Origin of the sequence: Mesorhizobium sp. M3A.F.Ca.ET.175.01.1.1 (assembly GCF_004791945.1) — a bacterium.
GTDB lineage: Bacteria > Pseudomonadota > Alphaproteobacteria > Rhizobiales > Rhizobiaceae > Mesorhizobium.
The window spans coordinates 489,851-514,393 of sequence record NZ_SRTP01000001.1 but is presented as its reverse complement, the minus strand read 5'-3'; the positions used below and the strand labels follow the sequence as shown (position 1 = coordinate 514,393).

Annotated in this window: 23 protein-coding genes; 7 read left to right on the top strand and 16 right to left on the bottom strand. The window is 63.6% G+C overall.

What is annotated here, in order from left to right:
• Positions 1-98: 98 nt before the first annotated feature.
• The 3 genes from metG to EN818_RS02590 are packed head-to-tail and all read left to right on the top strand — an operon-like array spanning position 99 to position 3,268.
• On the top strand, positions 99-1,649 hold the full coding sequence (gene metG / locus EN818_RS02600) for a methionine--tRNA ligase (RefSeq protein WP_095807421.1): 1,551 nt from the start codon (positions 99-101) through the stop codon (positions 1,647-1,649).
• A complete protein-coding gene (locus tag EN818_RS02595) occupies positions 1,649-2,443 on the top strand; it encodes a TatD family hydrolase (protein WP_095807422.1) in 795 nt (264 codons plus the stop codon). The genes metG and EN818_RS02595 overlap by 1 nt, the downstream gene beginning before the upstream one ends.
• Before the next feature lie 3 nt (positions 2,444-2,446).
• Positions 2,447-3,268 carry an MBL fold metallo-hydrolase gene (locus tag EN818_RS02590; RefSeq protein WP_095807423.1) on the top strand — a complete coding sequence of 274 codons (822 nt, stop codon included), beginning with the start codon at positions 2,447-2,449 and terminating at the stop codon, positions 3,266-3,268.
• Between the two features lie 222 nt (positions 3,269-3,490).
• On the opposite strand, the gene EN818_RS02585 is transcribed toward EN818_RS02590, so the two are convergent.
• The 4 genes from EN818_RS02585 to EN818_RS02570 form a co-directional block, all read right to left on the bottom strand.
• Complete coding sequence (locus EN818_RS02585) at positions 3,491-4,369, bottom strand: aldose 1-epimerase family protein (RefSeq protein WP_095807424.1); 879 nt, start codon at positions 4,367-4,369, stop codon at positions 3,491-3,493.
• 191 nt (positions 4,370-4,560) lie between these two features.
• Positions 4,561-5,277, bottom strand: coding sequence for a Bax inhibitor-1/YccA family protein (locus EN818_RS02580; protein ID WP_095807425.1), 717 nt, complete (start codon positions 5,275-5,277; stop codon positions 4,561-4,563).
• 38 nt (positions 5,278-5,315) lie between these two features.
• Positions 5,316-6,089 carry an anti-sigma factor gene (locus EN818_RS02575; protein WP_095807426.1) on the bottom strand — a complete coding sequence of 258 codons (774 nt, stop codon included), beginning with the start codon at positions 6,087-6,089 and terminating at the stop codon, positions 5,316-5,318.
• Entirely contained in the window at positions 6,086-6,607 is a 522-nt protein-coding gene (locus EN818_RS02570) for a sigma-70 family RNA polymerase sigma factor (protein ID WP_165349830.1), read from the bottom strand. The genes EN818_RS02575 and EN818_RS02570 overlap by 4 nt, the downstream gene beginning before the upstream one ends.
• Positions 6,608-6,809: 202 nt before the next feature.
• Here EN818_RS02570 and EN818_RS02565 point away from each other — a divergent pair, with 202 nt between their 5' ends.
• Positions 6,810-7,994 carry an amino acid aminotransferase gene (locus EN818_RS02565; RefSeq protein WP_129552759.1) on the top strand — a complete coding sequence of 395 codons (1,185 nt, stop codon included), beginning with the start codon at positions 6,810-6,812 and terminating at the stop codon, positions 7,992-7,994.
• Positions 7,995-8,072: 78 nt separating this feature from the next.
• Positions 8,073-8,897 carry a nucleoside triphosphate pyrophosphohydrolase gene (gene mazG, locus EN818_RS02560; protein ID WP_095807429.1) on the top strand — a complete coding sequence of 275 codons (825 nt, stop codon included), beginning with the start codon at positions 8,073-8,075 and terminating at the stop codon, positions 8,895-8,897.
• An 8-nt stretch (positions 8,898-8,905) separates the two neighbouring features.
• On the opposite strand, the gene hflX is transcribed toward mazG, so the two are convergent.
• The 8 genes from hflX to dusB form a co-directional block, all read right to left on the bottom strand.
• A complete protein-coding gene (gene hflX, locus EN818_RS02555; RefSeq protein WP_129552758.1) occupies positions 8,906-10,294 on the bottom strand; it encodes a GTPase HflX in 1,389 nt (462 codons plus the stop codon).
• On the bottom strand, positions 10,295-10,540 hold the full coding sequence (gene hfq, locus EN818_RS02550; RefSeq protein WP_018428055.1) for an RNA chaperone Hfq: 246 nt from the start codon (positions 10,538-10,540) through the stop codon (positions 10,295-10,297).
• A gap of 143 nt (positions 10,541-10,683) precedes the next feature.
• Positions 10,684-11,547, bottom strand: a complete 864-nt coding sequence (locus EN818_RS02545) for a D-amino-acid transaminase (RefSeq protein WP_095807431.1) — start codon at positions 11,545-11,547, stop codon at positions 10,684-10,686.
• A gap of 238 nt (positions 11,548-11,785) precedes the next feature.
• On the bottom strand, positions 11,786-13,147 hold the full coding sequence (locus EN818_RS02535) for a sigma-54 dependent transcriptional regulator (protein WP_095807432.1): 1,362 nt from the start codon (positions 13,145-13,147) through the stop codon (positions 11,786-11,788).
• A complete protein-coding gene (locus EN818_RS02530) occupies positions 13,137-15,428 on the bottom strand; it encodes a PAS domain-containing sensor histidine kinase (RefSeq protein WP_165349829.1) in 2,292 nt (763 codons plus the stop codon). The genes EN818_RS02535 and EN818_RS02530 overlap by 11 nt, the downstream gene beginning before the upstream one ends.
• A 219-nt stretch (positions 15,429-15,647) precedes the next feature.
• Positions 15,648-17,108: a nitrogen regulation protein NR(I) gene (ntrC, locus tag EN818_RS02525; RefSeq protein WP_095807433.1), complete on the bottom strand. Its 1,461-nt coding sequence runs from the start codon at positions 17,106-17,108 to the stop codon at positions 15,648-15,650.
• Positions 17,105-18,247 (bottom strand): nitrogen regulation protein NR(II), encoded by a 1,143-nt coding sequence (locus EN818_RS02520; RefSeq protein ID WP_095807434.1) that lies wholly within the window; start codon positions 18,245-18,247, stop codon positions 17,105-17,107. Before EN818_RS02520 ends, ntrC begins: the two co-directional genes overlap by 4 nt.
• Positions 18,244-19,272, bottom strand: coding sequence for a tRNA dihydrouridine synthase DusB (gene dusB, locus EN818_RS02515; RefSeq protein WP_095807435.1), 1,029 nt, complete (start codon positions 19,270-19,272; stop codon positions 18,244-18,246). The genes EN818_RS02520 and dusB overlap by 4 nt, the downstream gene beginning before the upstream one ends.
• Before the next feature lie 139 nt (positions 19,273-19,411).
• On the opposite strand from dusB, the gene EN818_RS02510 reads away from it, so the two are divergent.
• Positions 19,412-20,641, top strand: a complete 1,230-nt coding sequence (locus EN818_RS02510; RefSeq protein ID WP_095807436.1) for a bifunctional 2-C-methyl-D-erythritol 4-phosphate cytidylyltransferase/2-C-methyl-D-erythritol 2,4-cyclodiphosphate synthase — start codon at positions 19,412-19,414, stop codon at positions 20,639-20,641.
• On the top strand, positions 20,638-21,150 hold the full coding sequence (locus EN818_RS02505; RefSeq protein ID WP_095807437.1) for a CinA family protein: 513 nt from the start codon (positions 20,638-20,640) through the stop codon (positions 21,148-21,150). Before EN818_RS02510 ends, EN818_RS02505 begins: the two co-directional genes overlap by 4 nt.
• On the opposite strand, the gene EN818_RS02500 is transcribed toward EN818_RS02505, so the two are convergent.
• From EN818_RS02500 to lpdA, 4 genes are all read right to left on the bottom strand, one after another.
• A complete protein-coding gene (locus tag EN818_RS02500; RefSeq protein WP_095807438.1) occupies positions 21,137-21,592 on the bottom strand; it encodes a type II toxin-antitoxin system RatA family toxin in 456 nt (151 codons plus the stop codon). The genes EN818_RS02505 and EN818_RS02500 overlap by 14 nt on opposite strands.
• Before the next feature lie 12 nt (positions 21,593-21,604).
• Positions 21,605-22,570: a lipoyl synthase gene (gene lipA / locus EN818_RS02495; RefSeq protein ID WP_095807505.1), complete on the bottom strand. Its 966-nt coding sequence runs from the start codon at positions 22,568-22,570 to the stop codon at positions 21,605-21,607.
• A gap of 127 nt (positions 22,571-22,697) precedes the next feature.
• Positions 22,698-22,955 carry a GlsB/YeaQ/YmgE family stress response membrane protein gene (locus EN818_RS02490; protein ID WP_095807439.1) on the bottom strand — a complete coding sequence of 86 codons (258 nt, stop codon included), beginning with the start codon at positions 22,953-22,955 and terminating at the stop codon, positions 22,698-22,700.
• A 120-nt stretch (positions 22,956-23,075) separates the two neighbouring features.
• Positions 23,076-24,542 carry a dihydrolipoyl dehydrogenase gene (gene lpdA, locus EN818_RS02485; RefSeq protein WP_095807440.1) on the bottom strand — a complete coding sequence of 489 codons (1,467 nt, stop codon included), beginning with the start codon at positions 24,540-24,542 and terminating at the stop codon, positions 23,076-23,078.
• Position 24,543: the final 1 nt, after the last annotated feature.

The window sequence follows — 24,543 nt, the reverse complement described above, 5'->3', positions numbered from 1 at the left end:
ACTTTTGGGCGGCATGCACTCCCTCGGGATGGCAATCGACATCCTGATGCGATATCCACCGCCACAACTCACATTCAGACATTCATGACGGTTCATTCATGTCACGCGACACTTTCTACATCACGACCGCGATTTCCTATCCGAACGGCAAGCCGCATATCGGCCATGCCTATGAACTGATAGCCACCGACGCGCTCGCCCGTTTCCAGCGCCTCGACGGCAGGAAGGTCTTCTTCCTGACCGGCACCGATGAGCACGGGATCAAGATGCTGCAGACGGCGCGGAAGGAAGGGATTGCGGCGCGCGAGCTCGCCGACCGCAACTCGGCCGAGTTCAAGCGCATGGCGAGCGCGCTCAACGCTTCCAACAACGATTTCATCCGCACCACGGAAGAGCGGCACTACGCCGCCTCCCAGGCGATCTGGAAGGCGATGGCCGCCAATGGCGACATCTACAAGGGCGGTTATGCCGGCTGGTACTCGGTGCGCGACGAGGCCTATTACGGCGAGGAAGAGACCGAGCTTCGCGCCGACAATATCCGCTACGGACCGCAGGGGACGCCCGTCGAGTGGGTCGAGGAAGAGAGCTATTTTTTTCGGCTTTCGGCCTATCAGGACAAGCTCATCGCGCTCTACGAAAGCCAGCCCGACTTCATCGGCCCGGCCGAGCGGCGCAATGAGGTGATGAGCTTCGTCAAATCCGGTCTGAAGGATCTGTCGGTCTCGCGCACCACTTTCGACTGGGGCGTGCCGGTGCCCGGCGACGAGAAGCATGTGATGTATGTATGGGTCGACGCTTTGACCAACTACATCACCGGCGTCGGCTATCCTGATGAAAAGGCTGACAAATGGGGCTTCTGGCCGGCCGATGCGCACATCATTGGCAAGGACATTGTGCGCTTCCATGCCATCTACTGGCCGGCGTTCCTGATGTCGGCGGGCATCCCGCTGCCCAAGCGCGTCTTCGGCCATGGTTTTCTGTTCAACCGCGGCGAGAAGATGTCGAAGTCCGTCGGCAACGTCATCGATCCGTTCACCATGGTGGAACATTACGGCGTCGATCAGGTGCGCTATTTCTTCCTTCGCGAGGTGCCGTTCGGCCAGGACGGCAATTACAGCCACGAGGCGATCGTCAATCGCACCAATGCCGACCTCGCCAACGGGCTGGGCAACCTGGCGCAGCGTTCGCTGTCGATGATCGCCAAGAACTGCGGCGGCGTGGTGCCCAAGCGCGGCGAACTGGCCGAGGCCGACACCGCCATTCTCGACCAGGCGGTGGAGGCGCTGGCCGTGGCGCGCAGGGCGATGGCGGAGCAGGGCATCCACCTGGCGCTGGCGGCGATCTTTGGCGTTGTCGCGGAAGCCGACCGGTATTTCGCCTCGCAGGCGCCCTGGGCGCTGCGCAAGACCGATCCCGAGCGCATGGAGACGGTGCTGTGGACGACCGCAGAGGTCGTCCGGCGCGTGACGGTGCTGTGTCAGCCTTTCATCCCAGGATCGGCCGCGAAGCTGCTCGATCTGCTGGCGGTGCCCGCGGACAAACGCACCTTCGAGCATGTCCACGCCGACCATGCGCTCGTGCCCGGCACCGCCTTGCCGGCACCGGACGGCGTGTTCCCGCGTTATGTCGAGCAGGACACCAAAGCCTGATGCTTGTCGACAGCCACTGCCATCTCGACTTTCCGGACTTCGCCGAGGAGCGGGCGGCCGTCGTCGCCCGCGCCCTCGATGCCGGGATTGGCCGCATGGTGACGATCTCGACGAGGGTGAAGCGATTTCAGCAAATCCTTGATATCGCTGACTCCTTCAAAGAGGTCTATTGCTCCGTCGGCACCCATCCGCACAATGCGGCGGAAGAGCTCGACGTGACCGCCGAAGAACTGGTGCGGCTTTCGGCCCATCCCAAGGTGGTGGCGATCGGCGAGGCCGGCCTCGACTATTTCTATGACCGAGCACCCCGCGATGCACAGGCGCAAGGCTTGCGCACCCATATCGATGCGGCGCGCCGGACCGGTCTGCCGCTGGTCATCCATTCGCGCGACGCCGACGATGACATGGCCGCCATCCTCGAGGACGAAACAGAGAAGGGCGCCTTCCCCTTCATTCTGCATTGCTTTTCGTCCGGGCGCAGGCTGGCCGAGGCCGGCGTGGCGCTGGGCGGCTATGTCTCGTTCTCAGGCATCCTGACCTTCAAGAACTCGACCGAATTGCGCAGCATCGCTGCGGACGTGCCGCGCGAGCGGCTTCTCGTCGAGACAGACGCGCCTTATCTCGCGCCCATCCCGTTCCGGGGCAAGCGCAACGAACCTGCCTATGTTGCCAACACGGCCAAGGTTCTGGCCGAAACCATCGGCGTCAGCGAGGCCGAGATCGCCGATATCACCACCGACAACGTCTTCCGGCTGTTTACCAAGATGCCGCGCCTGAACATGGCTGCCGCCTGAGACATGAGCGACCGGCTGCGCCTCACCATTCTCGGCTGCGGCTCGTCGCCCGGCACGCCGCGCATCACTGGCGATTGGGGCAATTGCGATCCGGCCAACCCGAAGAACCGGCGCATGCGCACCGCAGCGCTCGTCGAGCGCATCGCGGCCAATGGCAGTCGCACCACGGTTGTCATCGATACCGGGCCGGATTTCCGCGAGCAGATGCTGCTGGCCTCAGTCAGACGGATCAACGCTGTCGTGTACACCCATCCGCATGCCGACCACATTCACGGCATCGACGACCTGCGCGGCTATGTGCACGAGCAGCGACACCGCATCGACATACATGCCGATGAGCGGACCATGCAGCGGCTGCGCGAAGCTTTCGGCTATTGTTTCGAGACGCCGCCCGGCAGTTCATATCCGCCGATCGTCAAGCCGCATCTGATCGACCACACCACAGCGGTGGTGATCGAAGGAGAGGGGGGTCCCCTCGCCTTGGAGCCGCTGCCGCAGATCCATGGCGACATCATTTCGCTCGGCTTCCGCATTGGCGGCTTGGCCTATTGCCCCGACATCAGCGACTTCCCGCTCGCCACCGCCGATCGCCTGCGCGGTCTCGATACGCTCGTCATCGACGCGCTGCAGTACAACACGCATCCCAGCCATCTGTCGCTTGGCCAGGCGCTGGACTGGATCGAGAAGCTGGCGCCACGAAACGCCGTGCTGACGCACATGCACGTGCCGCTCGATTATGCCGCTGTGATGGCCGAGACGCCCGATCATGTGGTGCCCGGCTATGACGGCATGGTCGTCGAAATTCCTTACGAGTCAGCGCCGTAGAGACGCTTGTTCATTCGGCGGTCGTTTTCTTGGATCGACACGACCAGCGTCGGCACCGTTGAAACGGCGTGGGCCTGCAAGCCGCATCGGTGCCACGTCTTCCAGCGACGCGCAATGCGCTCAGGGTGGAGACAAAGGCCGAAACTGCAGTGATTCCCGGCTTCGCGCCTTTCGCTTTGGTTCCATAATCTATCTTATGCGACTTTTGTATGCAGCTGCAATCTAAGCGGATTGCAGTCCGATCTGATAACTCAGCACTCGCTTCGCGCCCGGCTCAATCAACATCACGCCAGGCTTGTCGGTGAACTCGCCATCGAAATCGACTGGGCTCGCTAGACCATGCCAGGGCTCGATGCACAGGAATGGCGCGCCGCCCGGCTTGGACCAGATGCCAAGTTCGTTAAAGCCCTGCCACGACATTTCAATCACCGGTCCGCGCTCTGCGGCATAGCGCATGCTCGTGCTGGCCGGCCGGTCCAGGATGACGGCGTCGCCATCGAACAGCCGCTCCGAGAGCGCAAGCCTCCTGCCTTCGATGGGCGTGGGCTGCGGTGCCGGCAGCAGCAGACCGTCCTTCAGGCGGCGGATCGGGGCCGGCTCATCTTTGTCAAAGGTCAGCAGATAGGATTCCTTGGGCAATTCCGGCAGCAGCGGCCAGTTGAAGGCCGGATGCGCGCCGATCGAGGCAGGTAGCACCTCATCACCTGTGTTTGTGACCTCGAATGCTACGCTGAGCCGGCGAGGTCCGACGCTGTAGCTGATGGCGAGGCGAAAGGCGAACGGGTAACGGGCGTGGGTTTCGCCATCGTCGGTCAGGACCAGCGTGCAGGAGGATGGCCCCTGCTCCGCCCAGGCAAACCGCCGGTCGCGGGCAAAGCCGTGCTGCGTCATCGGATAGGTTTGGCCGCGATGGCGCAGTTGATCGCCTTTTAGTCGACCGACGATCGGAAACAGAACCGGCGAATGACGCCGCCATTCCGGTCCGGCCTGCCACATGAGTTCGACACCATCGGCATCGCGCAAGGAGACCAATTCGGCCCCCTGCCCGACGATGGTCACCGAGATGCCCTCGCCGTGAAGTGTCCGGCTGTCCTGTTCCATGCGTCCTCGCGGCTGGCTTTGGCGTGGCCGGCAGGCTAGCAAAAGGCTTCGCGTGAACTCAAGCGCGTCGGGCTCTGCCTTACGTTGACGAGCGCGATGCGCGCTCGCGATGCCGCCCCAGACAATCGTGGCCGGAGGTTTCCCTCCGGCCACGGCAAGATTTCCGAAGCTGTTGCCTGCAACGGTCCGGACTATTCGCGCTCGCCGGTGAAATTCAGCAGCAGCTGGAAGATGTTGATGAAGTTCAGATAGAGCGAGAAGGCGCCGAAGACGGCGAGCTTCTGCTGCGATTCCGCATCGAAATTCTCGGCATACTGCTCCTTGATCGTCTGCGTGTCCCAGGCGGTCAGGCCGATGAAGACGAAGATGCCAATGACCGATATGGCGAATTGCAGCGCGCTCGACCCGAGGAACAGGTTCACCAGGCTGGCGATCACTACGCCGATCAAGCCCATGATCAGGAAGGACGACAACTGGGTCAGGTCGCGCTTGGTCGTATAACCGTAGAGGCTGGTGGCGCCGAACATGGTCGCGGCGATGAAAAAGGTACGCGCGATGCTGGTGCCGGTGAAGACGAGGAACACCGAAGCGAGCGACAGGCCCATGACGGCGCAGAAGGCCCAGAACATGGCTTGCGCGCTCGCCGCTGACATCGTCTGCATCTTGAACGAGAACAGCATCACGAAGGCGAGCGGCGCCAGCATCACCACCCATTTCAACGGGCTGGAGAAGATCGGCACGTAGAGCGCCGGGGTCGAGGCCACGGCGAGCGCGACAAGGCCGGTGACCACAAGGCCAAGGCCCATATAGTTGTAGACGCGCAGCATGTGCCGGCGCAGGCCCTCGTCATAGATCGCTCCGGCCTGCACGCCGGTACCCATTCGATATCCCAGATTGGGGTTGTTCATTCGGGTTCTCCTTGATTGGATCGGTTCGATCGGATGTCTCAGTAAAGCGTTCTGGCCAGCCTTTCGGCGGCTCGGTCGAGATTGCCGGCGTCGCTGCGACCAACGACGGCGTAGGCGACCTCGCCGATCTGGAAGTAGGCGGACGAGATGTCGCCAGAGGGCACGACGGTCGGCTTGACCACATCGAATGTGCCCGGCCTGATGGCGAACAGCGAAACCAGCCCGAGGTCGTTCGTTTCGATTGCCATTTCGACGCTTGGCCCGAACTGCGACGGATAGACCTGCACGTCGCGGATCCTCCAGTCGGCGGGCAGCGACGGCATCACGATTGCGGTCGCGGCACGGATTTCGTCCGCATTGTAGCCTGGCGCTTCCGGCTGGGATGGCATGGTCTCGCGTACCAGGGTGGTTCTATGCGCCCTTACCGCATCCGCGACATAGGCCGGCGGCTGGGTCGAGGCGACGACCTTGGTCACGGCCATCGGCCCGAACATTCCGCTTGCAAGCCAGCCGGCCGCAACCAGCACGGCGGCAGCCGCCGCCCGCTGCAGAACGGCAAAGACGCGTCTCCTGGCAAGGCCCCTCTCCAGACGCCGCGCGGCATCGGCCGTAGCCGGGCGCGCCACGCCCGCCGGGCCGGCCAGCGCCACGCGCAGTTCATCGCGCGTCCTGAGGTCCGACATCACACGCGCGGCAGCCTCCGGGCGGGCGGACAGGAAGGCTTCGACTTCGATGCGGCGGGCGACATCCAGCTGATCGTCGATATAGGCGTCGAGGTCGGCATCCGTCACCGGATCGACAATTGCCGTCATGGTTCACCTCCAACGATCCTCAAATGGTTGTTGCCGCGCGCCGGGGCGCCGTCCTCCATCTGCCGCAGCGCCGCACGCGCGCGGCCGATGCGCGACATCAAGGTTCCGAGCGGCACGCCGGCGATCTCCGCAGCCTGGGCGTAGCTCAGTCCTTCGATGGCGACGAGGTGCAGCGCCGAACGCTGCTCCTCCGGCAGTGACAGAAATGCGTCGCGCACTTGCGCCAGCCGCACCGAATGGTCCTGCGACGCTGGCACGCTCGGATCAGAGAGGTGCGCCGCCTGCTCGATGCGCGCAGCCTCGGATCGGCGCGAGCGCAGCTTGTCGATAAAGGCGTTGTGCATGATCGAGAAAAGCCAGGCGCGCAGGTTGCCGCCGGCGCGGAACGTGCCGCGTCGCTCATAGGCGCGCAGCAGCGCATCATGGACCAGATCCTCCGCATCGGCGCTGTCGCGCGTCAGCGAGCGCGCATAGCGGCGAAGTGAGCCAAGCTGCCCCACGATATCGAACCGTGCCATGGACCGTTTCATGCCCTGTTTACGGAGCGCGGCAAGATTTAATCCCGCTGCCACCGTCTCTTTGCGCTCAGGTGGACATTGCGTCGTTGGTTCACAACCTGCTCATGGCGCCGCCAAGGTCACGCCTTCGCTGACGCGGAGGAAAGCGCTGGCGCAGCAGGCCCGTTTTGCGTATCACTTCGCCGCCATTGGAGCCCTATCGATGTTCGAGACCCTGCAGCCAGCGCCCGCCGACAAGATCCTTGCCCTGATCGGCCTCTATCGTGCCGATCCGCGCCCTGGCAAAGTCGATCTCGGCGTCGGCGTCTACAAGGACCGCGACGGCAGGACGCCGGTGATGCGCGCCGTGCGCCAGGCCGAAAAGCGGCTGCTGGAAAGCCAGGACAGCAAGACTTATCTCGGTCTTGCGGGCGATACCGCCTTCAATACCGCGATGATCAAGCTCGCTTTCGGCGAGAAGGCGGACCTTTCACGCATCCGCGCGGCGCAGGCGCCTGGCGGTTCGGGCGCGCTCAGGCTGGTTGCCGAGCTTTTGCAGCGCACGCGCGCCGGCGCGACGGTCTGGCTGTCCGATCCGACCTGGCCGAACCACATGCCGGTGATGCGGGGCGCTGGCCTGCAAGTGCGAAACTATCCCTATTTCGATGCAGCTTCCGGCGCCGTGCGCTTCGACGACATGCTGGCCGCGCTTGCGGCGGCCAGCGGCGGCGACGTCGTGCTGCTGCATGGATGCTGTCACAATCCGACCGGCGCCAACCTGGACGCGGCGCAATGGGGCCGCGTCGCCGATCTCGTTGCCGAACGTGGCCTGCTCCCGTTCGTCGACATCGCCTATCAGGGCTTCGGCGACGGCCTCGACGCCGACGCAGCAGGCCTGCGGCTGCTGGCGGCCAAGGTCCCGGAAATGGTCGTTGCCTCCAGCTGCTCCAAGAACTTCGCCGTCTATCGTGACCGCGTGGGTGCTGCGATGGTCATGGCCAGGGACAGCGCCGAGGCGGATGTGGCGATGAGCCAGATGCTGTCGGCGGCGCGCGCGCTATACTCCATGCCTCCGGACCATGGTGCCGCTGCCGTGCGCATGGTGCTGGAAGACGCGACCTTGAAGGCGGATTGGCAAGCGGAACTCGAGCAGATGCGGCTGCGCATGCTCAGGCTGCGGGTCGCCTTTGCCGAGGCGCTCAGGCGGCAGTCGAACTCCGACCGTTTCGACTTCGTCGCCAGCCATCGCGGCATGTTTTCCAGGCTTGGCCTGACGGAAGCGCAGGTCGAACGCCTGCGCACCGAGCACGCCGTCTATATGGTCGGCGACAGCCGCATCAACGTGGCCGGCCTGCCGGAGGACGGCATGGACGAGCTCGCCAAGGTGATCGTCTCGGTGCTCGACTGAAGGTCTGGACTGTGGACAAGTCATTCCGGCGCGCCGCCGGGATTGGTCGGCTTGCTGCCGCGGGATAGGTTGTCTCCCATGAAGCCCTCCAAGGACATTTCGCGGCTGATCGAGATCATGGCGGCGCTGAGGGCGCCGCAGACTGGCTGTCCGTGGGACATCGAGCAGGATTTCGCGACCATCGCTCCCTACACGATCGAGGAAGCCTATGAGGTGGCCGATGCGATCGCGCGTGGCGATCTCGACGATCTGCGCGAGGAACTGGGCGACCTGTTGCTGCAGGTCGTCTACCACGCCCAGATGGCCGACGAGGCTGGCGAATTCGCCTTCGGCGACGTCGTCCAGGCCATCACCACCAAGATGATCCGCCGCCACCCGCATGTCTTCGGTGACGAAGAGGCGCGCAGCGCCGGCATGGCCAAGGGCATGTGGGAGAAGATCAAGGCCGTCGAGAAGGCCGAGAAGCGCGACGCCCGTATCGCCCGCGGCCTTGACCCGGAAGACCATGGCAAGGGCTTTCTCGACAGTGTTCCGGTAGCTCTCCCCGCACTGACCCGCGCGCTCAAGCTGCAGGAAAAGGCGGCCCGCGTAGGCTTCGACTGGAGCGAGGCGGCTCCCATCCTGGACAAGATCGAGGAAGAGATCGGCGAGTTGCGCGACGCGCTCGCCAAGGGCGACGCAGCACCCATCAAGGACGAATTCGGCGACATGCTGTTTGCCATCGTCAATCTCGGCCGCCACCTCAAGCTCGACGCCGAAGCGGCGCTCAGCGGCACCAACGAGAAATTCCGGTCGCGCTTCCATTTTGTCGAGCGGCAGTTGGATGCCTCGGGCAGTTCGCTGGAGAAAGCGACGCTGGATAAGATGGAAGCGCTCTGGCAGCAGGCCAAAAGCGCAAAGTAACCCGCGGCTTAGCCGCTGTTCTTGCGGTGCAGCCGGCTCTCGATCTCCTGCCTTGCGCTGCGCGTCGCCGTGAGCGAGATGGTGACGCTGCCGTCCTCATTGTCGGTGCGCGAGACGATATCGCCGTTGCGGTAGAGCCAGTCCACATGGCCGAGCTGGGCGGGGCTCAACGTCACTGTCAGCCCTTCGAGCTCCCCCGAGACCCTCGTCTCGATCAATGCTTTCAGCGCATCGATCCCCTCCCCGGTCGCAGCCGATATCGCGACGGGCGGCGCCTTCCCGGCGGCACCCTCGGCCAGCAGGCGCTCCCGGTTGCCTTCGTCGAGCAGGTCGATCTTGTTCCACACTTCGATCACCCGGTTCGTGTCGCCGGCATCGACGCCGAGATCGCCGAGGATGCGCTCGACGTCTTCGGCTTGCGCCGCGGTGTCCGGGTCGGAGATGTCGCGCAGGTGGAGCACGAGATCGGCCTCGACCACCTCTTCCAGCGTCGCCCGGAAGGCAGCGACCAGATGCGTCGGCAGGTCGGAGATGAAACCGACCGTGTCCGACAGGATGACCGGCGACCCATGCGGCAGGCGCACGCGACGCAGCGTCGGGTCGAGCGTCGCGAACAGCATGTTCTCGGCCAGCACCCCTGCCCCGGTCAACCGGTTGAACAGCGTCGACTTCCCGGCATTGGTGTAACCCACGATCGCCACCACCGGAAACGGCACCTTCTTGCGTTTGGCTCGGTGAAGGTCGCGCGTGCGGCGCACCGTCTCCAGCTCATGCTTCAGCTTGGTGATCTTGTCCTGCAGGATGCGCCGGTCGGATTCGATCTGGGTTTCACCCGGCCCGCCGAGGAAACCGGCGCCGCCGCGTTGCCGTTCGAGGTGGGTCCAGCTCCGCACCAGCCGGCCCTTCTGATAGTTGAGATGCGCAAGTTCGACCTGCAGCGTGCCTTCCTTGGTCCGCGCCCGCTCGCCGAAGATCTCCAGGATCAGCCCGGTGCGGTCGAGCACCTTGGCGTTCAGTTCCTTTTCGAGATTGCGCTGCTGCACCGGCGTCAGCGGATGGTCGACGATGACCAGCTCTGCCTTGCGCTCCTTCACGATCTCGGCAAATTCCGCCACCTTGCCGCTGCCAAGCAGCGTTGCCGGGCGCGGATCGGCAACCGTTACCACCGCCGTATGGACAGGATTGAGGTCGATGGCGCTCGCAAGCCCCACCGCCTCGTCATGGCGTGCATCAGCCGAGCGGCTGAGACGCGGCCGGCTGGACTCCTCCTCGCCGCGCGGCTGGCGCTGAAGCACGGGCACAATGACAACGGCCCGGGTCGGAGCCTTGTCCTCCGAGCTCAACTGGTGCGCTGGTTTCCCGCGGACGTTGCGATCCGCGTCGTTCTCACGTGCCAATCAGCCGCCCTGGCTTTCCTCGCCATCGAACATCTGAACCGGCTGGCTCGGCATGATCGTGGAAATGGCGTGCTTGTAGACAAGCTGGGAGTGTCCGTCACGCCGCAACAACACACAAAAATTGTCGAACGAAGTGACCACGCCGGTCAGCTTCACGCCATTGATGAGGAAGATGGTGAGTGGATTTTTGCTCTTGCGAACAGAATTCAGGAACAGGTCCTGAAGGTTTTGCGATCGTTCCGCCATTGTTTTTGTCTTTCGCCGATCCCCTTCGGTCTGCAGGCCAATGCGCCAAATTAATCGGCACCTGTCAAGCGCGCAAACCCCCTCTTGCCGTCAGAACGGCAAGCAGAACGAGATAATTGAGATTCATTCCACCTTTGCGGTTATCAGGCTGGACTTTTTTCCGCAATGTCAAAAAAGGCCTGACGCAAGGAAAGTGTCATGGAGCCCGGATGACCATTTGCGACCGGTGAGCCGTCGATTTCGACCACCGGCATGGCGATTGTGGTCGCCGAACTGATGAACGCCTCACGCGCCGCCTTGGCTTCCGCGACCGAAAATCCGCGCTCCTCGATCTTCAGGCCGAGGCTTGCGGCGACTTCGAAGAGGGTTGTGCGGGTGATGCCGCGAAGGATGCCGTGCTCTGCCGGTCGCGTCACCAGAACGCCATCGCGGGTGACGATCCAGGCATTGGATGAACCGCCTTCCTTCACCGTGCCGTCGGCATCGACGAACCACGCTTCCTGCGCACCGGCCTCCTTGGCCTTCTGTTTGGCGAGCACGTTGGGCAAGAGCCCGGTGCTCTTGATGTCGACGCGGTCCCAGCGGATCTCCGGCACGGTGATAACCTTGATGCCGGCCTCGGCTCGCTTGGCCGCGGCGGAGGGATCGGCCTTGCGGGCGGTTATCACCAGGGCCGGCCTGGTGCCTGCCGCCGGAAAGACGAAGTCGCGGCTGGCGACACCGCGCGTCACCTGGACATAAACGAGACCGTTGACGACGTGATTGCGGCGCACCACCTCGCGCAGCAGAAGCGGCAGCACAGCCTCCGAGACCGGCCAGCCGATCGACAGTTCCTTTAGTGAGCGCCTGAGCCTACCGAGATGGCGCGGCATGTCGACGATATAGCCGCGCGCCACCTCGCAGACCTCGTAGACGCCGTCGGCGAACTGATAGCCGCGATCCTCGATATGGACGCTGGCGTCGGCATGGACGACGTAGCGCCCGTTGACATAGGCAATGCGCGGCATGGAACACCTCGGGGTAATTCGGCTTTCTTAGGCGATTCCGCCGCTGCCGCAATGAACAATCGGGTGGGCCAATCGGGATTGGCAGTTAATGCATGTCGCCCAGAAGTGTACGCGGTTCTGGGACAACGACATGCATCAAAACAGAGACTTAAAGCGCGTCGCCTGAATCCGCCCAGCGCGACGCGCTTTAAGCGCAATTCCGAACGGAAAACCGCTGCGCACTTTCCTGGAAATTGCTTTAGACACCCAGCGACTTCAGCTTGCGATGCAACGCCGACCGTTCCATGCCGATGAACTCGGCCGTCTTGGAGATGTTGCCGCCGAAGCGGTTGATCTGCGCGATCAGATAATCCTTTTCGAACTGTTCCCGTGCCTCGCGCAGTGGCAGCGCCATGATGTGCTGGTCCGACTGGTTCGGCGTGCGCGGCATGACATCGCCGATTTCCGACGGCAGAAGGTCTGCCGTGATCGGCGCATCGACATCGCCGCCACGCGCCAGGATCATCAGCCGTTCGACATTGTTGCGCAGCTGGCGCACGTTCCCCGGCCAGTTGTGCGCCTGCAGCACGGCGAGCGCGTCGTCGCCGATGCGGCGCGGCTTGATGCCGGCCTGGCGCGCGATCTGCTTCATAAAATTGTCGACAAGATAGGGAATGTCCTCGCGCCGCTCGGCCAGTCCCGGCACCATGACCGGGACCACCGCCAGACGATGATAGAGATCCTCGCGGAAGCGGCCGTCGGCGATCATCGCCTCCAGGTTCTGCGAGGTGGAGGAAATGATGCGGACGTCGACTTTCACCCGCTTCGTGCCGCCTACCCGCTCGAACTGCTGCTCGACCAGCACGCGCAGGATCTTGTTCTGCGTCTCGCGCGGCATGTCCGCCACTTCGTCGATATAGAGAATGCCGCGATGCGCCTCTTCCAGGGCGCCGACCTTGCGCTCGGTGCCGTTCGATTCGGTGCCGAACAGCTCGATCTCCATGCGCTCGGGCGTGATGGTGGCGGCGCTCAGCGTCACGAAGGGAGCTCCCTTGCGCGCCGACAGTGCGTGGATTGCGCGCGCCGCCAGTTCCTTGCCGGACCCTGACGGGCCGATGATCATGACCCGGCTGTTGGTCGGCGCGACACGCTCGATCGTCTGGCGCAACTGGCTCATCGCCGACGACATGCCGATCAGGTCGAATGTCTCGCCGCTGCGCTGCTTGAGGTCGGAGACCTCCCGCCTCAGCTTGGACGTCTCCAACGCGCGCTCGGCGATCAGAATAAGGCGATCGGCCTTGAACGGCTTCTCGATGAAATCATAGGCGCCGCGCCGGATTGCCGACACCGCCGTCTCGATGTTGCCGTGGCCCGAGATCATCACCACCGGCAGGTTCGGGTGCATCGTCTTGATCTCGTCGAGCAACGCCAGCCCGTCGAGACGTGAGCCCTGCAGCCAGATGTCGAGAAAGATCAGGCGCGGCGCGCGGTCGGCGATCGCCGCCAGCGCGCTGTCGGCATCGAATGCCGTGCGGGTTTCGTGGCCTTCGTCGCTCAGAATACCGGCGACGAGTTCGCGGATGTCTTCCTCGTCATCGACGATGAGAATGTCAGACGCCATTACCGACCTTTTCAGTTTCTCGTTCGTGTTCGTTCCGGCTATCGCCGCGTGGCGGCGCGGCAACGACTGCCGCCGGCGGCAGGATGATCGAGATCATCGCACCCCGGCCGCCGTGGAATTCCTCAGGCGCATCATGCAACTCGAGACGGCCACCATGGTCCTCCACGATCTTCTTGACGATAGCGAGGCCAAGCCCGGTGCCCTTTTCGCGCGTCGTCATATAGGGCTCCAGGAGTCTTTGGCGATTTTCGCGCGGCAGCCCTCGGCCATTGTCGATGACATCGATTCGAATGGCGCCATTTTGACGCCCTGCTTGAATCCGGATTGTGCCGTCGGAGCGGTCCTTTGCATCAAGTCCGTCAATTGCTTCCGCAGCATTCTTGATGACATTGCCGAAGGCCTGCGCCATCAGGCGGCTATCGAAAGTTCCCTTCAGAGGCTCATTGCCGAAATCGCGCTCGAAGGCGATGTCGGAGCGGCTGACTTCGACCAGGAACGATGCCTCGCGCAGGGATTCGCGCAGGTCGATCACCTTCATCTCCGGCTTCGGCATGCGGGCGAAGGCCGAGAACTCGTCGACCATGCGGCCGATATCCTCGACCTGCCGGATGATGGTGTCGGTGCATTGGTCGAAGACCTCGCGGTCTTCGGTGATGACCTTGCCGTAACGGCGCCTGATGCGCTCGGCTGACAGCTGGATCGGCGTCAGCGGGTTCTTGATCTCATGTGCGATGCGCCGCGCGACGTCGGCCCAGGCTGACGAACGCTGGGCCTGGACGAGGTCGGTGATGTCGTCGATGGTCACGACATAGGATTTCTCCTCCGACCCATCGTCGCCCTCCTCGATGGTGATCTGCACATTGAACGTACGTTCCGTGCCGGCGCGGGAGAAGGTCACCTGCTCGCGATAGACCGGCTTGCCCGACTTGCGGCCGATCTCGAAGACGCGGCCGACATGCGGCAACAGCGCTGAAAGGTTCTGCCCGAGCGCCGCCGTAGCCGAGATCGCAAGCATGGTCTCGGCCGAGCGGTTGACGATTGTGACGATGCCATAGGGGTCGACGCCGATGACGCCGGCCGTGACGCCGGCCAGCACCGCTTCGGAAAAGCGCCTCCGCTCGTCGATCAGGTCCTTGGCGGAGAGAAGCTCGTTGCGCTGCGACTTGAGCTCGAGGATCATGTTGTTGAACGTTTCGCCCAGCGAGGCGACGTCCCCGTCGGAGTGCCGGACGGGAACGGCAACGTCGAGGTTGCCGGTCGCGACCTCGTCGGCGGCACCGATCAACTGGCGGATCGGCCGCACCAGCCGGTCGGCGACCGCAATGCCGGTCCAGATCGCCGACAGGATGACGATCAGCGTCAGCGACAGATAGGGCAGCGCGAAGGCCACCTGCGACGTGCGCCGATTGTCCTCCAGATTGCGATATTCATCCGTGTTGGAGCGAACGATCTGGCGCGCCTTGATCACATCGGGATCGACGAGACGGATCGTGTAGAGATAAAGCCCCTCGATCTCGCGCAGCTTCACGATGGCGCCCATGATGTTGCGGGTGCGCGGCTCGATCAGCACCGGCTTGCCGGCGGCGGCGGTCTCCACTGCGCCGGCCGGCGGCTCCGGCATGGCGAAATCGGCGTTCGTCTTGGCGCTCATGACAAAGGAGCCGTCAGGCTTGATCAGCGCGGCATGCGCGAGTCCGCGGCCCACGGCTTCCTTGTTCATGAGCTCGAGAAAGCCGGTCCGATCCAGGCCATAAAGCGTGCGCGAAGCATCGAGGTCGTAAGCCATCGACAGCGTCGTGCCCTGCAGGTTGCGCGCATTTTCCTGCACATAGGCATCGGCAATCGACAGCGAGGAGTTGACGATCGTTTTGGTGCGTATCTCGAACCAGCGGTCGAGGCCTATGTCGAGCGTTATCGAGGCGATGATCGCCACCATGATCGCCGGGATGGCAGCGACCAGGGCGAAACTCGCCACGATGCGAACGTGCAGCCGCGACGCCGCCCGGCCATGCCGGCGCGCCATGACGATGCGATGCACCTCGCGGCCAACCAGCCCGATCAGGAACAGGACGAAAACGGCGTTGACCGCAATCAGCGTCCATGTGGTCTCGGCATTCGGGGCTATCGGCGTCGCGCCGACCAGAATGGCGAACGAGATCGCGGCCGTGATCAAGGCTCCGGCAATCGCGACCACGCCCGGCAGCGCCAGCAGGCGGCGGGCCTCACCCGCGCCGGGGCGGCTGAAAAGCGTTGGATTCAATGTCGGAGCCTGCGAAGCCATGTCGCCGTCTAGAGTCAGTGATGCGTCGGATGTATGCAACGCATTGTGGCGATTATGCAACAAGTGTGGCCGGGACGGAAATCTTTCCCCGGCTCATTTCCCCAAAAAGCGATGATGCGCTGAAGCCCTTCGCCGAAGTGGATTAGCGCAGTCGGTGTAAGTCTTTGTTTCGATGCAAGTCTTGGCTGCCAATCCGCCGCGACGGTTTGGCGGCAAGCATCAGGGCTGCCTGGCCGATTTGTAGACGTTGACGCCAAGCTCGCGGATCTTCTTGCGCAGCGTGTTGCGATTGAGGCCCAAAAGCTCTGCCGCTTTGATCTGGTTGCCGCGCGTCGCGGTCATCGACGCCAGCACGAGTGGATATTCGACCTCCGCAAGGATGCGCTGGTAGAGTCCGGCGGGCGGCAGGTCGCCGGTAAAGGAGGCAAAATAGCGCTGTAGGAAATGTTCGACCGCCTGGCCGATCGACAGGTCGTCCGGAATGAGAGGACCTGTACCCGGGACGACCGGTCGCTCGCCGGTCTTGAGCTCCGCTTCGATGATCTCGGCCGAAATCTCGTCCTGCGAGTAAAGCGCGGCCAGTCTCCGCACCAGGTTTTCCAGTTCGCGCACATTGCCGGGCCAGGGGTAGCGCTTCATCAGTTCGATACCGCCGGAGGAGATGCGCTTGGTCTGCAGGCCCTCGCTTGCGGCCTGCTTGAAGAAATGCCGCACAAGGTCCGGGATGTCCTCGGAGCGCTCGCGCAACGCCGGCAGCCGCAGCGGCACGACGTTGAGGCGATAGAACAGATCCTCGCGGAACAGGCCCTGGTTGATGAGCGTCCTGAGATCCTTGTTGGTGGCGGCGACGATGCGCACGTCGGTCTTGATCGGCGTGCGGCCGCCGACGGTGGTGTATTCGCCCTGCTGCAGCACGCGCAGCAGACGCGTCTGCGCCTCCATCGGCATATCGCCGATCTCGTCCAGGAACAGCGTGCCACCCTCCGCCTGCTCGAAGCGGCCGGTGGAGCGGTTCTGGGCGCCGGTGAAGGCGCCCTTCTCATGGCCGAACAGCTCCGATTCGATGAGGTCGCGCGGGATGGCCGCCATGTTGATGGCGACGAACGGGCCACCGCGGCGGCGGCCATATTCGTGCAGCGCGCGCGCCACGAGCTCCTTGCCGGTGCCGGATTCGCCGCTGATCATCACCGTCAGGTCCGTCTGCATCATGCGCGCCAGCATGCGGTAGATGTCCTGCATGGCGGCCGAGCGGCCGACCAGCGGCATCGTCTCCGGCTGGTCGTCGGCGCGCGAGTCGAGCTTCGGCCGCTTCGGCTCCGCCAGCGCGCGGTTGACGATATTGAGCAGTTCGGTGAGGTCGAACGGTTTCGGCAGGTATTCGTAGGCACCGGTCTCGGAAGCCCGAATGGCGGTCATGAAGGTGTTCTGCGCGCTCATGACGATGACCGGGAGTTCCGGCCGCGCCTTCTTGATCCGCGGCAGCATGTCGAAGGCGTTCTCCTCCGGCATCACCACGTCGGTGATGACGAGGTCGCCCTCGCCTGCCGCCACCCAGCGCCACAGCGTCGAGGCGTTGGACGTCACCCGCACCTCATGGCCGACTCGCGACAGTGCCTGGTTCAGCACGGTGCGGATGGCCGCATCGTCGTCGGCGACGAGGATATTGCCGCGAACCGTCATTTGCGGTCTCCTTCAGGGTCTTCCTCGGTGTCTGGCGCGCTCGCCTTCCAGGCGGGCAGCAGGATGCGGAAGGTGGTTCCGCGCGGCGTCGAATCGCATTCGATGACGCCGCCATGCTCGCCGACGATCTTGGCCACCAATGCGAGCCCCAGGCCTGAGCCGTTCGGCTTGGTGGTGATGAACGGGTCGAACAGGATCGGCAGGATGTCCTCCGAGACGCCGGGGCCGTTGTCGCGCACGCAGAATTCGAGCGGCAGCGAAACGCGGTCCTGCGTTCCCGGCACGGAAACCCGGATGCCCGGCCGGAAAGCCGTCGACAGCACGATCTCGCCTTGCGGATCGGCGCCGATCGCCTCAGCGGCGTTCTTGACCAGATTGAGGAACACCTGGATCAACTGGTCGCGATTGGCAAAAACCGGAGGAAGCGATGGATCATATTCCTCCAAGATCTTGATCCGCCTGGCAAAACCGTTCTTGGCGATCGCCTTCACATGGTCCAGCACGACGTGGATGTTGACCGGATAGCGCTCGATAGGCCGCTCGTCCGAAAACACCTCCATGCGATCGACCAGCGAGACGATGCGATCGGTCTCGTCGGTGATGAGGCGGGTCAAGGCGCGATCCTCGTCGGAGGCCGACAGTTCGAGCAGCTGGGCGGCACCCCGAATGCCGGAAAGCGGGTTCTTGATCTCATGCGCCAGCATGGCGGCGAGACCGGTGACGGAACGCGCAGCGCCGCGATGGGTCATCTGACGGTCGATCTTGTCGGCCATCGACCGTTCCTGGAACATCACCACCACGGAACCCGGGAATTCCGGCACCGGCGCGACATAGAGGTCGACCATCTTCTCGATGCCGAGGCGCGGCGAGGAGACGTCGACGCGATATTCGTTGACCGGCGCGCGACGCTCGCGCACCTGGTCGACCAGCGTCAGCAGCGGACTGCCGAACGGCACCAGCTTGGACAGCGTGTTGCGGGCAAGCATTGTCGCGCTGGAGCGGAAGAAATCCTCGGCATCCGCATTGGCGAAGGTGATGAAACCGCCGGAATCGACCATGATCACCGGACGGCGGATGGTGTTGAGGACAATGTTGGCTGCGTCCGGCATGTCGGTGCCCTGTGGACCAGTCATGGTCATGCCGCGCTCCTCAGCCTGGCCGGCTCACCGTTCTCGACGAATGTCCTGCACAATCCGGCAATCACTTCGGCAGGCTCGAAGGACGTGAGAATGCGCTTGCGCTGCTCGGCAGAAACATTGGCCGCATGGCGGTCGAGATACCAACCGAGATGCTTGCGTGCCTGCCGAAGCCCGCTTTCTGTGCCATAGAGCGAGAGCATTTCTTCGTAGTGGGCAACGACGTAGTCGGCGAGACCATGCGCCGTTTCGGGAATACCTGCCGCGCCTGCACCAGCGGCGGCGGCCGCAATACTGCCGGCAATCCAGGGCGCGCCGTAGTGGGCGCGGCCGATCATCACCGCGTCGGCGCCGGACTGGTCGAGGATCGTCGCCGCTTCTTGCGCTGAGCCGACATCGCCATTGGCCACCACCGGGATCGATACGGCTTCCTTGACGCGCGCGATCGCCCGCCAATCGGCCTTGCCTTGGTAGAATTGGCAGCGCGTGCGGCCATGCACGGTGACCATCCGTATGCCGGCCTGCTCGGCGCGGCGCGCTAGTATCGGGGCATTGAGCGCGGATTCGTCCCAGCCGAGCCGCATCTTGACCGTGACCGGCACCGAAACGGCGCCGATCACCGCTTCGATGAGCGACAGCGCGTGGTCGAGATCACGCATCAGCGCCGAGCCGGCATAGCCGCCGGTCACCTTCTTCGCCGGGCAGCCCATGTTGATGTCGATAATGTCGGCGCCCTCGCCGGCCGCTATCCGCGCACCTTCGGCCATGTGGGCAGCCTCGCGGCCGGCAAGCTGAACCATATGAACAGGCAGGCCTGAATGGCGGATGCGAAGGTCGCAGCCTGCCCTGCCCTTGGCCAGTTCGCCGCTCGCGACCATTTCCGATACGACAAGACCGGCGCCATGCCCATGCGCGCGGCGGCGGAACGGTTCATCCGTGATGCCCGACATCGGCGCGAGGAATACGCGATTGCGAATCGTCACACCGCCGACATCAAGCGGCAGAGCCAATGTGGTCAACTCAGGCATGCACAAAAACCAAGCATGTTCGATTGCTGCACATTCTGTAGCCAGATGCAAGGCTTTGTGCAATGCGCAATGACGTCACATTAAGGCGCATTTTGGAAAAGGCTGGCCTTCCCTTCGAGCCACGACTAAGCCTCTCATCATGACCGACGCAAGTGAAGATCAAGCTTCGAGCGAGGATGGCAAAATCGCCGTGGTGATCGTGGCGGCCGGCCGCGGCGCGCGCGCCGGCCAGGCCGATGGACCGAAGCAATATCAGCGCATCGGCGGACGCGCCGTCATCGCGCACACGCTGGAAACATTCCTGTCGCACCCCGCTATCGGACCGGTGGCCGTTGCCATCCATGCCGACGACGGCGAGCTTTTCAAGCGCGCGGCGGGGATGCTTGGCGAACGCGTCATCGCCGTTGTCGGTGGCGCCTCTCGCCAGGCCTCCGTCCGGCTGGGGCTTCTGGCCTTGAGGCAGCACGCGCCGGCCAAGGTGCTGGTGCATGACGCCGTGCGCCCCTTCGTAGACTCCGAGCTTATCGACCGTACGATCGCAGGCATAGGCGAGCAGCAGGGCTCGCTTCCCGCCCTGCCCGTTGCCGACACGCTGAAGCGCAAGTCTTCAACCGGCATGATCGAGGAAACGGTGTCGAGGGACGGGCTTCATGCCGCCCAGACGCCGCAGGGCTTTCCTTTCGAACTGCTGCTGGCGGCGCACGAAAAGGCGCACCATCTCGGCAGACTGGACTTCACAGACGACGCGGCCATCGCCGAATGGGCGCAGATTCCGGTCAAGATTGTCCCCGGCTCGCCGGATAACGTCAAACTCACCTGGGCAAGGGATATCGCAATGGCCGACCAGCGGCTTTCAGGCGCGCTGCCGCGCTTTCCGGACATCCGCACCGGCAATGGCTACGATGTGCACGCCTTCGAGCCTGGCGACCACGTCACGCTGTGCGGCATCGCCATTCCTTACCAGCGGAAACTCTCCGGGCATTCGGACGCCGATGTCGGCCTTCATGCGCTCACCGATGCACTGCTCGCCACCTGCGGCGCGGGCGACATCGGCACGCATTTCCCGCCGTCGGATCCGCAATGGAAAGGTGCCGCCTCAAGGATCTTCGTCGAGCATGCGGCAAGGCTGGTGCGCGAACGCGGCGGCCGCATCGCCAACGCCGACGTCACGCTGATCTGCGAGGCGCCGCGCGTTGGTCCGCACAGGGAGGCGATGACGGCGGCACTTGCCGCCATGCTCGACATTGCGCCGGAGCGCATCTCGATCAAGGCCACGACCAACGAGAAGCTCGGCTTCGTCGGCCGTGGCGAGGGCATTGCGGCGATCGCCACAGCCAGCGTGGTGTTTCCAGGAGAGGTGCCGAAATGAGCAACGCCGAACTCGCCAATGCCCTGCTCCTGGCCTGTCAGCAACGCGGCGTCATGCTGGCGACGGCCGAGAGCTGCACCGGCGGCATGATCATCGCCGCGCTGACGGATATCGCCGGCTCTTCCGCCGTGGTCGACCGCGGCTTCATCACCTATTCCAATGAATCCAAGATGGACATGCTCGGCGTAACGGCCGCAACCCTCGACGCCTATGGCGCCGTCTCAAGGCAAACCGTGCTGGAGATGGCAGCGGGTGCGCTGGCGCATTCGCGCGCGACCCTGTCTCTGGCCGTGACCGGCATCGCCGGCCCGAGCGGCGGTTCGGCGGAAAAGCCCGTCGGCCTCGTCTGGTTCGCAGTCGCACTTGCCGGACAGCCGGTCGTCGCCGAACACCAGTTGTTTGCCCACAAGGGCCGCGAATTCATCCGCCACGAGACCGTGAGGCACGCGCTGCAACTTGGGCTGCGTGCGCTTGGCGATGACGGGCGGGGTGAAATCAGCCGGGCTTGATGCCGTAGATCAGGTCGGCGCGTTTTTCGAAAGCTTCCGAGAACATGCGGAAGGCGCGGTCAAACATCGTGCCCATCAGCGCGCCGAGAATGCGGCTCTTGAACTCATAGTCGATGAAGAAATGCACCTCGCAGCCGCCTTCGGCCGGATCGAAGCGCCAGATATTGCTCAGATATTTGAACGGGCCGTCGATGTATTTGACGTCGATGGCATTCTCTTCCGGCCTCAGGAGCACCTGGGTGGTGAAGGTTTCGCGGATCGCCTTGTAGCCGATGCTCATATCGGCGACGAGGATGGTGCGGCCGTCGCGTTCCTTGCGCGAGCGCACCGTCAGCGCTTCGCAGAGCGGCAGGAACTGCGGATACGCCTCGACATCCGCGACCAGCGCGAACATTTCTTTCGGCGTGTGGCCAACGCGGCGGATGGCTTCGAATTTCGGCATTGAAACAGCAGGTTAGCTGGCTTTGTTGAGCTGTGCTTCGCGTGCCGCGCGCAGCCTGGCGAAGTCGTCGCCGGCGTGATGCGAGGATCGCGTCAAGGGGCTGGACGCCATCAGCAGGAAGCCCTTGGTCCTGCCGATCGTCTCGTAGGACTTGAACTCCTCCGGCGTGACGAAGCGGATCACCGGATGGTGCTTCTTCGACGGCTGCAGATATTGGCCGATGGTCATGAAGTCGACATTGGCCGAGCGAAGATCGTCCATCAGTTGCAGGATCTCGTTCCGCTCCTCGCCGAGCCCGACCATGATGCCCGACTTGGTGAAGATCGACGGATCGAGTTCCTTGACCCGCTGCAGCAGCCGGATCGAATGGAAATAGCGGGCGCCCGGCCGCACCGTCAGATAGTTCGAAGGCACCGTCTCGAGGTTGTGGTTGAAGACGTCCGGCTTGGCGGCCACGACGATCTCCAGCGCGCCGTCCTTGCGCAGGAAGTCGGGCGTCAGGATCTCGATCGTCGTCGAGGGGGCAGCCGCACGGATGGCATGGATGACCTCGGCGAAATGCTGCGCGCCGCCGTCGGCAAGGTCGTCACGGTCGACCGAGGTGATGACGACGTGGCTGAGGCCCATCTGTTTGACGGCATGGGCGACGCGCGCCGGCTCGCCAGCGTCGAGCGCGGTCGGGATTCCGGTGGCGACGTTGCAGAAGGCGCAGGCACGCGTGCAGATCTCGCCCATGATCATGAAGGTGGCGTGCTTCTTGTCCCAGCATTCGCCGATGTTCGGGCAGCCGGCCTCTTCGCACACGGTCACCAGCTTGTGCGACTTCACGATCTCGCGCGTCTCGGCGTAGCCCCTCGAGACCGGCGCCTTGACGCGGATCCAGTCCGGCTTGCGCAGCACTTCCTGGTCCGGCCTGTGCGCCTTCTCCGGATGCCGCGGCCGCGGTGCCTTGCCGATCGTGTCGAGAACAGTGACCATCTCAAACCCTTCGCGGCCGCTGCCACGGCCGCCTGTTGGCGTCATCTAGGACTTTTCGGAGCAAAGAAAAAGGCCGCGCCGGCGCATGCCGCCACGGCCATTTTCGCATAACGGCTGTTCGTGAGCCTCAGCGGCGCACCAGACGTCCGACAAAGATCAGCAGGCAGGCGCCGATGAAGCCGGTGATCAGATAGGCGAACCAGCCGACACCAAAGGCTTCGATGTTGAGGGCCCTGAGGATTGCGTTCAGCACCACCGCGCCGGCAATGCCAAGGATGATGTTCATGAAGATGCCGGTGTTGCTCTTCATGACCATCTCGGCGAGCCATCCGGCCAAACCGCCGATGATGATGGCTGCCAGCCAGCCCACGCCATTCACGTCCATATGCCAACTCCTCCTCGATCAGGTGAAAATGCATCCGGATACGAATTGCCTTGCTCTCAGAGTCCTCCGGCGCTCGCGACTGAGTCTCGCCCAACCAATTTAACATCGATTGGCAATCTATCATGCGTTCAAAGCGCGGCCATAAGCGTCGAGCACGCTTTCCTTCATCATCTCCGACAGCGTCGGATGCGGGAAGATCGTGTGCATCAGCTCTTCCTCGGTGGTCTCGAGGTTCATCGCCACGACGAAACCCTGGATCAGCTCCGTCACCTCGGCGCCGACCATATGCGCGCCGAGCAGCTGCCCGGTCTTCTTGTCGAAGATGGTCTTGATGAAACCTTGATCCTCGCCGAGCGCGATGGCCTTGCCGTTGGCGCCGAACTGGAAGCGGCCGATGCGGACATCCTTGCCTTCCGCCTTGGCCTTGGCTTCGGTCAGGCCGACCGAGGCGACCTGCGGATTGCAATAGGTGCAACCCGGGATCTTCTGCTTGTCGGTGGCATGCACGCCGGGCACGTTGGCGATCTTTTCGATGCAGACCACGCCTTCATGCTCGGCCTTGTGCGCAAGCATCGGCGGCCCGGCGACATCCCCGATCGCGTAAATGCCGGGCACGTTCGTCTTGCCGTAGCCGTCCACCACGACACAGCCGCGATCGGTCTTCACGCCGAGCGTCTCGAGACCGAGGCCCTCGATGTTGCCCTGCACGCCCACGGCAGAGATCATGCGGTCGGCAGTGATCTTCTCGACCTTGCCGTCCTTCATCTCGACATGCGCGGTGATCGAGTTGGCACCCTTCTCGACCTTGGTCACCTTGGCTTCGAGGATGATCTTCATCCCCTGCTTCTCGAACTGCTTCTGCGCGAATTTCGAGACCTCGGCGTCCTCGACCGGCATCACCGCCGGCAAGAGTTCGACCACGGTCACTTCCGCGCCCATCGTGCGATAGAAGGAAGCGAACTCGATGCCGATGGCGCCCGAGCCCATCACCAGCAGGGACTTCGGCATCTCCTTCGGCACCATGGCCTCGAAATAAGTCCAGATCAGCTTGCCGTCCGGCTCGATGCCGGGCAGCGCACGCGGCCTGGCGCCGGTCGCGAGTATGATGTGCTTGGCGGTGTAGGTGCCTTCGCCCTTGACGCCCTTCGGCGCTGGCGGCTGCGGCTCCATCGGCTTCTTGGCGGTCTTGGAGACGACGATCTCGCCCAATTTGTCACCAGAAGGAGCCTTCGAAAGCTTGGCCTCGCCCCAGATGACGTCGACCTTGTTCTTCTTCATCAGGAAGGCGACGCCGCCATTCAGCCTGAGGGACACCTTGCGCGAGCGATCGACCACGGCGGCCGTGTCGGCGCTGACCTTGCCGCCTTCGAGCTTCAGCCCGTACTCCTTGAGGTGATCCGAATAATGCATGATCTCGGCCGAGCGCAGCAAAGCCTTGGTCGGGATGCAGCCCCAGTTGAGGCAGATGCCGCCGAGATGCTCGCGCTCGACAATTGCCGTCTTGAAGCCAAGCTGGGCGGAACGTACCGCCGTCACGTAGCCGCCAGGGCCAGAGCCGATGATGATGACGTCGTAGTTCTCAGCCACG